We start from the raw sequence: 10,826 nt of genomic DNA on the forward strand, positions 1-10,826 counted from the left end.
TATGATCAAGGTCGTGCACCTTACGTCTGCACACCCTCGATATGACATCAGAATCTTCGAGAAAGAATGCCGTTCGTTGGCGCAAGCCGGCTTCAATGTAACCCTTGTTGTTGCAGACGGCTTGCCCAACGAAACATTACACGGGGTCGATATTGCTTCGGTGGGGCCCGCGGGCAGTCGCTGGAAAAGAATGACATCCACCGCTCGGCATGTGGCAAGCAAAGCACTTTCCTTAAAAGCGGATATTTACCATTTGCACGACCCAGAGTTGCTGCCCCATGCAAAATCATTGAGCCGCCAAGGGGCAGCAGTTATTTTCGACGCGCATGAAGACTTGCCAAAGCAAGTACGCAGCAAACCTTATTTACCGTTTTGGATAAAAGGCGCGGCTTCAGCGCTTAGCGCCAAGCTGGAACAACACTTTTCACGCCACCTTACGGGCGTTGTAAGTGCCACCCCGAACATTACCCAAAAATTCAGCCAGTTCTGCACGCACAGCACCACGATTCACAACTACCCCACACCCGAGGCGTTTAACGACACCCCAACACCTTACGAAAACCGCCCCCCATTTGCCGTATACGTAGGAGGCCTCACTAAGCTGCGAGGTATTACGGAACTCGTAACTGCAGTAGGGCTGTCACAACATGATTGCCGATTGCTTCTGGCCGGCGATTTCAGCAACAGCGATTTTGAACAGCAACTACACAGGCTACCGGGCTGGGAAAAAGTAGATTATTTAGGCTATTTAAGCCGTGAAGAAATTCACACAACGCTGGAAAAAGCTCGTTTAGGGCTAGTGCTTTTACACCCCACAGTGAACTATGTAGAGGCTCTACCCATTAAGCTGTTCGAATATATGGCCGCCGGCATTCCTGTACTGGCCTCGAATTTCCCCTTGTGGGAAAGCATTATCAAGACCCACAAATGCGGTATATGCGTAAATCCGCTGAACCCTGCTGAAATTGCCCAAGCTATAGACTACCTGCTTAGCCACCCAAACGAGGCCCAACGCATGGGCCAGAATGGTTATAGGGCGATGCGGGAACACTTTAACTGGGCGACGGAAGCCACCAACCTTGTTCAGTTTTACAAACAAGTGCTCACCAACAAGGATTCCGTATGTGCGGCATAACCGGCGGGTGGTGGCCGCAGGGGAGCCCTGATAGTGCCTTACGCGTAAGCACAGCACTTGATCGGCTGAGACATCGCGGCCCTAACGACCGCGGGCATGAAATTTACCCATTGGGTTTTGGGGAGTTGCACCTGGGCCACACCCGGCTTTCCATTCTGGATTTAAGCCCCGCAGGGCACCAACCCATGGCAAGCTACGATGGCCGCCTAAGCATTGTGTACAACGGCGAAATATACAACTACAAAGAAATACGAGCAGAACTGCAGCAACAGGGCTTCCGGTTCACCACCCAAACCGATACCGAGGTGTTACTTAATGCCTGGCTATGTTGGGGCCCCGCCTGCCTGCCCAAACTGGAAGGCATGTTTGCTTTTGCGCTATACGACAAGCAAGACCATAGCCTTACCCTGGTGCGCGACCCATTCGGTATCAAGCCTTTGTTCTATTACCACCACGATAATCAGCTGTTATTCGGGTCGGAACAAACAGCCATGTTGGCATTAGTACCCCAAAAGCCGGAGCTGAACTGGCAGCGCTGCTACGACTATTTAGTTCATGGGCAATACGACAACCAAGAAGACACTTTTCTGGCCGGTATACGGCATTTGTTGCCTGGGCATCTGCTTCGCATTTCGTTACAGCAGCCCGCTAACGCCGAACCCCATCAGTGGTGGGCGCCCACCCTGCTAAAAAAAGAGAAACTTACATTTGACCAAGCAGTAGAGGCAGTTCGCGAACAGTTTTTACATAATATTCGCACGCATTTACGTAGCGACGTTCCCGTGGGGGCAGCATTATCGGGAGGCATTGACTCGTCGGCCATTGTGTGTGGTATGCGCTACCTATATAAAGACCTACCCATCCACACCTTCAGCTATGTATCATCGGACCCCGCCACAAGCGAAGAAAAGTGGATTGACCTTATCAACCAGCACACCGACGCAATTGCACACAAGGTACACATTCAACCCCAGGAGCTGGCAGAAGACCTGGACACCCTGGTGCAAGCCCAAGGTGAACCCTTCGGCAGTACCAGTATTTATGCACAGTTCCGTGTATTTAAACTGGCTCGAGAACAGAATATAACGGTAATGCTGGAAGGCCAAGGCGGTGACGAATTACTGGGGGGATATTCCGGCTACCCGGGTCACAGGCTACTAAGCCTGCTTGAGCAGCACCGCTACGGCGCCGCCCACGACTTTGCCAAGCACTGGGCCAAATTAAACGGGTTAAGTTATCGCCACGCGTTAATGCACCTGGCGCATATTACCCTGCCACCCAAAGTATATGCACTGGCCCGACAGTTAACTGGGCGACCTTTTGAGCCTGACTGGTTGAATATTGATTTGCTGAAAGAGGCGGGCGTTAACTTATGTGACTATCGCCCCTCCTTAAGTACCGACTTCAAAGGCCAACGGCTTATAGAAAAACTGGCTCATTCATTGCAAAGTTATGGGTTGCCGCATTTACTAAGACACGGTGACAGGAATGCCATGCATTTTTCGATAGAGAGTCGAGTTCCTTTTTTAACGGTGCCGATTGCTAACTTGTGCCTCAACCTACCTGAAGATTATTTGATTTCTCCTGAGGCAGAAACAAAAAGGGTATTTCGGGCGGCGATGAGTGGTATTGTGCCTGACCTAATTCTTAATAGACACGATAAGATAGGTTTCGCTACTCCTGAAAAGCAGTGGCTTAACACAATTAACAATAAAATGAAACAAAACACAAAATACAAAAGCGCCCCAGAATTTATTCAGCCAGCAGCAGTTGAAAATAAATTTAATGCTGATTTGAAAGAAAACCAGTTACATAAGTGGCAAGCATGGAGATATTTAAATTTCTCTCGGTGGTTGAATAAAACTGAAAACTTAATAAAACTCAATATCAATTCACCTCCCCGACGCTAAGCTTCCAACTCCTTAATTATTTCATGAGCGGCGGAGCCATTGCCGTATGGAAAAACAACAATCGGAGACTTCTTGATAGCATGCCGCATTGCTGTTCGAATAGTTTCCACATCGCTTGTTGGTGGCATTAGCTGATTCCATCCAGCTTCAACCAATTCGACCCATTCAGTTTCTTCCCTGAGTGTTACGCAAGGCACTCCATGGAAAAACGCCTCCTTCTGCACGCCGCCAGAATCCGTAACAACTAGAGAGCTGTGCTTTTCAAGTTGTACCATATCCAGATACCCAACAGGGTCCACCAAAAGAACGTCAGCGGAAATGCTTTCTAACAAACCAAGACTCTCAAGACGTCCTTTCGTGCGCGGATGCACCGGCCATACGATAGGCATAATACTGTTAGCAGTTGAACTCAAAGCCTCTACGATCCTTCGCAAGACCGTGTCATTATCAGTATTCTCCGCCCGATGGATCGTGACTAAGATGTACTGTTTTGGATTTAGGCGAAGCTGCTCGAGAATCCCGCCGTGCGGAGACACTTTGGCACCGTGCTGCAGCGCCACATCGTACATAACATCACCGACTTGGTATATCGCGGTTTCGCTAACACCTTCTTGCAACAAATTTTTTGTGGCACTTTCAGTTGGAGTAAATAGCCAGGTTGAAATCCTGTCGGTCAAAATGCGATTTATTTCTTCAGGCATCTTAAGGTTCCTAGAGCGAAGACCAGCTTCTACATGAGCGACAGGTATATGTAACTTACTCGCCACTAAAGCGCCTGCTAGAGTAGAGTTAGTATCACCGTAAACAAGAACGATATCAGGGCGTTCGCTAAGAACCACTTTTTCAACCTCTATAAGCATCCGGCCTGTCATTTCACCATGCGCACCACCATTAATATTTAATTGGTACTTTGGCGTCCTCATACCTAATTCTTCGAAAAATACGTCAGACATATTTGCATCAAAGTGCTGGCCCGTATGGACGATTACTTCATCCAAACTCGAGCTATCAGCAATTTGAGTCGACACAACACTTGCTTTAATGAATTGTGGGCGAGCCCCTAAAACCGTTAATATTTTTTTCATCCGTTAACCATTTTTAGAGTATTTTTAAATAAAATTTTAAATAGACCTTAAATATTTCGATATATCGAAATAAGTTTTATTTTCTCAATATCCCAAGACAATAGTTTAGACACCTCTCGAACATTACTTTTAAAATACTCATACGCCTTTGGATCTGAAAAAAAACGTTCTAACGTCGCCGCTACAGTTTTTGGACACGCCATCTCGCATACATCCCCTATCTGATAGCCGCTAACGAAACGCCTCAATTCCGGCAAATCACTAGCAATTATTGGTACACCTGTAGCGATGTATTCGAATAGCTTGTTCGGCGTACAATAATAGTTATTTAAGCATGTGGGTAAGTAAGGAATAATGCCTACATCAGCACTTTTCGTTAGAGCCAATAATTGTTCCTGCGGGACTGCATCATGAAAATAAATTTTACTATTAATCCTGTACTCCCTAACCAAGCGGCGAAGTCGTGGCACGTGCTTCCCAGCACCTAAGAATATCAAAACGAGATTTGAGTTACACAATAATCTAAATGCATCGATCAATACCCTTACGTTACGGCTTTCATCTATAGTCCCTTGATACAAAACTATTTTTTTATTAAAAGCTAAGCCATATAGCGAATGAAAATATTTTTCATAAGTTAAGGTAGCATCAGAAACTTCAGCGTTCAGTATTACCTTCACCGAAGTTAAATCGTATCTTCGCTGAAGCTCTTCAGCGATTGATTGGTTAATAGTTATAACGAAAGAGCACTGCTTAATATAAGTCGCCTCTACTTTTTCCCATAATCTTTTAACGCGACTCGAAAGCTCTTGCTCACAATATAACTCGTGGCTGTCATAAATTAATTTTGCTCCATGAGCCTGAGCCGCGAGGGCCGCTGACTCGAGGGTCGATAGGTCATGCGCAACAAACACATCCGCTTTCTCCTTTATAATCTTTGGAATAAAAAGCTTTTTAAAGTAACGCGGCTGATTTACGCAGTACTTCCATAGAAGACCTTTTAATAATCCAATGCCTGAACTCCTGAGAAAAGCTATAGCTTGAAAAACCAGCTGCAGATTATTAGCGCCAGCTCCATATCTCCTCATATCATCAGGCAAACTAACGTTAAGCGGCATTTTTTGTAACTTTCTTGTTGTACCCTTTCTTGGTGCAATAACCTTTACCGTCCATCCTATCGACCGCAAAGCTTCAGCTTGGAGCAAAATTCTCCGATCAACCAAAGAGTCTGTGGTCAACATCACTGCTACTTTGTTACGCGAAACCATTTAGCTTCTAATATTTAAAACTGAGGTATCTTGATCTATATGTATACGATGCCATAACTCCATGCACAACATCCCCCATACAGCGCGGCCAAATTCTTGTTCATTGTTGATGGCCTTTTCAACACTTCGAACATCATATACGCCTCGTTGTCTAGCTTGTGGAGACAACAAAATATCTTTGACAAAGTCATTAGCTACTCCTCGCGCCCAATTGTTTAGTGGCGTCGGAAAGCCCATTTTGTCTTTACGTTCAAATATTTCTTTAGGTACCATATTACGAACGGATTCTTTAAAAAGGTGTTTCATTCTTCCATTCGCGAACTTGATATTCGGAGGTATCCGCGCCATGAACTCAACAATTCGATGGTCTAACAAGGGAACTCGCGACTCTATAGAGGCCGCCATACTCGTTCTATCTTCAACATGCAACAATGCTGGCAATGACCCTTTCAAATCAAAATAAGTCATACTGTTAATTAAAGAGTGCAGCCCATCACGGTTGAATATCTTTTGAAATGACTCAAATGGTTGATAATTACTAGACAGCAAGTCATCGTTAAAGAGATGTGTCACACTTGAGCTACGATCTATCAACTTAAAGTATCGCTTATCGGCGCTTTCAAATAGACCATCACCCCAAAGATTTTGCAACATTGGTTTATAAGTTTTTAACAGCGGTAAGTTCGGTACAATCGACTCAAGTGTCACAGCATACGGTTGTGTATGCGCTGTTTCATAGATTGCGCCAGACAGGCACTGTTCCAAATAGGCCACTAGATATCGTGCGTACCCGATAAACAACTCATCGCCACCTTGTCCACCCAACACAACTTTTACTTTATCCGCCGCCAGTTTTGATACGTAGTACTGCGGAATTGAGCCTGGGCCAGCCACCGGTTCATCCATGTAATACATCAAGTTAGGCAACGTTGTTGATAGCTCACTACCCGGAATATAGACCTCGTTATATTCAGTGCCACAAAAGGACGAAACCTTCTTTGCATAAGCTGTTTCATCATATTGAGGCCCGTCACGAAACGCGCCAGTAAATGTAGACACCTTTTCCCCTACTAAAAGCTCGCTAGCTAGGCAAACTACAGCACTTGAGTCCAACCCCCCCGACAAATGTGCTCCAAGGGGCACATCGGAACGCAAATGCATACGGACAGAGTCCTCCACTAAGCCGGACAAATGATCGACAAACCAAGATTCGTCATGCGATGTGTCAATTTCGTACTGAAGATCCCAGTATTGTGTTCTGTGAACCGAGAGTTGTCGATTACTTAAGTCGACAGTTACAGCCTGCCCAGGCTCCAGTTTTGACACACCCTCAAACATAGTTTTGTCATCCAAACAAAACTGAAATGTTATATAGTCTTTAAGTCCTGCCGTATTAGCCCTCCTATCAACATAGCCGGAAGCAAGAATAGACTTAATTTCTGAGCCGAAAACAAATGTGTTCTGATGGATGGCATAGTAAAACGGCTTAATACCTATCCGATCTCGAGCACAAAAAACTTTATTTTTATTCTTGTCCCAGATAGCAAACGCAAACATCCCTATAAAGCGGGCGACGCAATTTTCCCCCCATTCAATGTACGCGTATAGCAACACTTCAGTGTCTGAATAAGATTTAATAGGGTGCCCCTTAGCCAGAAGCTCTCGGCGTAATTCCAGATAGTTGTAAATTACCCCGTTAAACACGACGCTAACTGAGTTATCCACAACACTCATCGGCTGTCGTCCATTTTCGGGATCAATAATTGCCAGGCGCTGGTGTCCTAAAAACACTCCCCGCTCCGAGTCAATTGCCACGCCTCGATCGTCGGGCCCTCTATGACCAATAGTGTCCAACATACGACTAAGACTAGCCTGTCGATCAGTGTTATTGGAAAAATCAATGAAACCGGCGAACCCACACATAAAAAATCTAGCCTTATTTATAAAATAAATTACACACTACTCAGTCACAATGCTGCCACCTATATAACTAGGTCCTATGCGTTAGCGAATCATACACCTTGAACAAAGTATGCTCTTGTTCAAGCCAAGAGTACTTTTCCCGTTTTAACAGTAACTGTTCTTTACATTCTTGGTAGCAAGACTCATCCAATAAAGTGAGTAGACTCTCAGAATACTCTTCCGGACTGTCGAGAGACGAAACTACTCCAAAGCCTTCGCCAAAAACCACCTCTCGCAAATACGGTAAGTCATTAGCTAGAATTGGCAAACTCGCTTGAATGAATTCAAACAATTTATTTGGAGAACAAAAATAATTATTTAAATCTATTGCTTGATAGGGAATCACACCGACATCAGCCGACGCTGTCCAATATAAAAGTTCCGCTTGGGGAACTGCATCTTTGAAATAAACGCGGTCAACGCAGCCAAGATCTATGGCTATTTCCAGCAATTCAGGCTTCGCTTCTCCGTATCCCATAAATACCAAAACAATCTCATTTGGCATCGCGGCCAACGCCCTAACCAAATTTTGCAACCCTCGTTGTTTTGACATCCAACCTTGAAAAAGTATTATTTTATTATGAGATTTAATATTTAATTCATTGCGAAATAAATCATATTTATGTGAATTATCGAAATATTCTGGCCTGTTGGTAGCGTTCAAAATAACTGTAGGTTTAGCTATTTTGTAGCGCCGACGCATCTCTTCGGCAATATAGGAATTAACAGTAATTACAGCATTAGCCCGTTTTATATATTTTCGCTCTAACGAAGCTAACTTTCTCTTCTGGTCCGGGAGTAAAGAGGCTATCTCAGGATAGAGTTCATGTGCGTCATAAACCAATGGAATCTTCAGTTTATTACTAGCGTAGGCAGCCACTTTTAACTGAGGTAAGTCGTGAGCATGAATAGCATCTGGCCTATAAAATAACGCCCTCTGAAGAATGAATCTTTCATGAGTAGATAATTTACGCAGACGTTTGTGCAAAAGGATTGAGGCAGTCTGAAGTTTATACCCCAAAAGGACAAATACAGAGTTTGTTTTTCTGCTCAAAAAGAAAAGTATTCTGCCTATTTTGCTTGAAAATCTATTTGCGATAATTTGGGAGGCAGCATTAACAAATGAAAACGCAAAAGCTATAAACTTAAAATAAAAATTAAATACTTTGAGAATAACCCTCTCAGAATAAGGAAGCTCACTCCCAGATACTCTTTCCACCTTAACGTTACCGATCGTTTCAAACGCCCGATCTCCACTACCCGACATCGCTAATAAAATAACCTCATTACCTTGAGATATCAAGGACTCAGCTTCCAGTAATATTCGACGGTCAATTTGCACGTCATCTGTCAACATTAGAATTCGCACAGCTTGACTCCAAGTAAGTGTCTAACATCTTTCTTGCCACCGCCTCACTGGCGTGAACAGCATCAACATACTCCCGACCTCTAGCCCCTATAGTTGGCCAGCTATCCCGGCTCTTTATTAAATTCGCTAGGCAGCCCTCTATACTCTCTATATCTGCTGAAATTATAGGTAAGGCTGTGGGATATTCTTGTAATAAATCTGCTCGCAAAAAGCATACTACAGGCTTACCCATCGCCATCATCTCGACAGCGAACTGTCCATAGGCCCCAACCAATAACTGATCAACTATTATGTCGACGCGAGCACAAGTTTGCATGGCTTCCGCGTAAGACTTCCCCTCGACCAGCACCAGCTCCACTGGGTATCCCTTAGCAGCTAATGCCGCGACCGCACGAACAAGATATTTGGTGCCTTTTATATTTTGGTTAGAGGGTGCATGGCCAATCTTAATTGGCGCATTCGCCTTACGCTCAAAATCCTCATTTAGCGTGTAACGCTTAATATCATTTAGGCGTTTTACGTCAATCGGCTGCGGAAGCAAAACTGAATTCGGAACAAACTCCAAAAGATCCGGCGTGCTAACAAAAACACCGTCTGCATACTTAGTTGCTATCTCAAGCAGACGCTCTCTATTGGCACTGCACAACATCGGCCAACATTGCTTGCAAGCACTGTATTTATATTTACGGATCGTTGCTTTACTATCTCTTATCTCACAACCACAAAAATAGAAATAAACCTTCTTACCCAACTTTTTCAGTAGCGGTATATCGACAAGAGCTTGACCTGCCCATGACGAGTCAAAATAAAACTGAAAAATATCAAAAGGTAGTGCCTCTTTAAAGAAAAATGAAAGAGATGACAGAACACCACTTTTCGAATCAGGTATTACCTGGTCGGCCGAATATTGAAATACATTATTTATATGACATATGGACTTGGCATCAACACCCAGTCGTCTCTGTGCGGACGCCAGCACACCAGCCATGCCCCCAATGTTCTGTGGACCATGGAGCACTCTCATAGCGCCATCGCTTCCATCAATGAGACTACTTTACTAGCGGCGTCACCATCACCATACACATTTTCAACATACTGCTTGCTAGAGTTCATGCACGCACTGTAGGCCTCCAGAATTGCTTGTGAACGAGCACCGCTCAACACTGACCAACCTAAATCTACTTGCTCAATCCATTCCGTTGTGTCTCGCAATACCACTGAGGGAACGCAAGCAAAATACGCCTCCCGCTGAACGCCTCCAGAGTCTGTCAAAATACATTTTGCGTTCAACTCTAACGCCAACATTTCCAAATAACTTACTGGCTCAATAACTCGTATGTTTTTTGCAGATAATCTATCTATAACTAAATTTAAGTTAGACAATATTCTCGGATGTGCGGGCAAAATAACTGGAAGGGGAAGAAGCGATAATCCCTTTAGGATTTGCTCGAAACGAGAGATATCATTAGTATTTTCAGCGCGATGCACCGTAGCCAACGCGTATTCCGACTTAGCCAAAGATAATGCAGACATAATAGACTCGTCGGCATTACGAACGAAATACTTAAAACAATCGAACATTAGATCGCCGGTCAGATGCACATTCTCTGATATCCCCTCCTTTTCTAAATTTCCAATAGCTGTTCTAGTTGGAGCGCATAATAACGTCGACAAATGATCAGCAACGACCCTATTAATTTCTTCAGGCATTCTTCGGTCATAACTTCTTAAACCGGCCTCGACATGCACGACAGGCACATTCAATTTCGCCGCGCACAACGCCCCCGCTAATGTTGAGTTAGTGTCACCATCTACAACCACAACATCAGGCCTGTACTCAGAGATCAAGCCATCAAGCTTAGACAACATAAGCCCAGTTTGTATCCCATGCGAATTCGATCCAATTTCCAAATTTATATCTGCCTGAGGAATACCCAACTCTTCAAAAAATATACGGCTCATTTTGTCATCGTAATGCTGTCCCGTATGCACCATCAGCTCACGATGACCTCTTGCATCAACCGCACGTCTAAAAACGACTTCTTGCATAAACTGGGGCCTCGCTCCCAGAACTCTCATTATCAACATTTATACACC

At 44.4% G+C, this 10,826-nt stretch carries 8 protein-coding genes; 2 read left to right on the top strand and 6 right to left on the bottom strand.

Annotated features, from left to right (window positions below; all coding sequences use genetic code 11):
- The first annotated feature begins 1 nt into the window (after position 1).
- Both CJO09_RS07310 and asnB (CJO09_RS07315) read left to right on the top strand, forming a co-directional pair.
- Positions 2-1,135: a glycosyltransferase family 4 protein gene (locus CJO09_RS07310; protein WP_119441767.1), complete on the top strand. Its 1,134-nt coding sequence runs from the start codon at positions 2-4 to the stop codon at positions 1,133-1,135.
- Positions 1,123-3,045, top strand: coding sequence for an asparagine synthase (glutamine-hydrolyzing) (asnB, locus tag CJO09_RS07315; protein WP_119441768.1), 1,923 nt, complete (start codon positions 1,123-1,125; stop codon positions 3,043-3,045). The genes CJO09_RS07310 and asnB (CJO09_RS07315) overlap by 13 nt, the downstream gene beginning before the upstream one ends.
- Here the strand turns inward: asnB (CJO09_RS07315) and wecB (CJO09_RS07320) are convergent.
- From wecB (CJO09_RS07320) to wecB (CJO09_RS07345), 6 genes are all read right to left on the bottom strand, one after another.
- Positions 3,042-4,130: a non-hydrolyzing UDP-N-acetylglucosamine 2-epimerase gene (wecB, locus tag CJO09_RS07320; protein WP_119441769.1), complete on the bottom strand. Its 1,089-nt coding sequence runs from the start codon at positions 4,128-4,130 to the stop codon at positions 3,042-3,044. The two genes, asnB (CJO09_RS07315) and wecB (CJO09_RS07320), sit on opposite strands and share 4 nt — an antisense overlap.
- A gap of 47 nt (positions 4,131-4,177) precedes the next feature.
- On the bottom strand, positions 4,178-5,371 hold the full coding sequence (locus CJO09_RS07325; RefSeq protein ID WP_158582732.1) for a glycosyltransferase: 1,194 nt from the start codon (positions 5,369-5,371) through the stop codon (positions 4,178-4,180).
- Positions 5,372-5,398: 27 nt separating this feature from the next.
- Positions 5,399-7,321 (bottom strand): asparagine synthase (glutamine-hydrolyzing), encoded by a 1,923-nt coding sequence (asnB, locus tag CJO09_RS07330; protein WP_119441771.1) that lies wholly within the window; start codon positions 7,319-7,321, stop codon positions 5,399-5,401.
- A 67-nt stretch (positions 7,322-7,388) separates the two neighbouring features.
- Positions 7,389-8,717 carry a glycosyltransferase gene (locus CJO09_RS07335; protein ID WP_119441772.1) on the bottom strand — a complete coding sequence of 443 codons (1,329 nt, stop codon included), beginning with the start codon at positions 8,715-8,717 and terminating at the stop codon, positions 7,389-7,391.
- Positions 8,704-9,717 (bottom strand): glycosyltransferase, encoded by a 1,014-nt coding sequence (locus CJO09_RS07340; RefSeq protein ID WP_147404911.1) that lies wholly within the window; start codon positions 9,715-9,717, stop codon positions 8,704-8,706. The genes CJO09_RS07335 and CJO09_RS07340 overlap by 14 nt, the downstream gene beginning before the upstream one ends.
- Positions 9,718-9,749: 32 nt before the next feature.
- A complete protein-coding gene (wecB, locus tag CJO09_RS07345) occupies positions 9,750-10,817 on the bottom strand; it encodes a non-hydrolyzing UDP-N-acetylglucosamine 2-epimerase (protein ID WP_119441774.1) in 1,068 nt (355 codons plus the stop codon).
- Between the last annotated feature and the right edge of the window lie 9 nt (positions 10,818-10,826).

The organism is Neopusillimonas maritima, assembly GCF_003576595.1.
In the GTDB taxonomy this organism is placed as follows: Bacteria; Pseudomonadota; Gammaproteobacteria; order Burkholderiales; family Burkholderiaceae_B; genus Neopusillimonas; species Neopusillimonas maritima.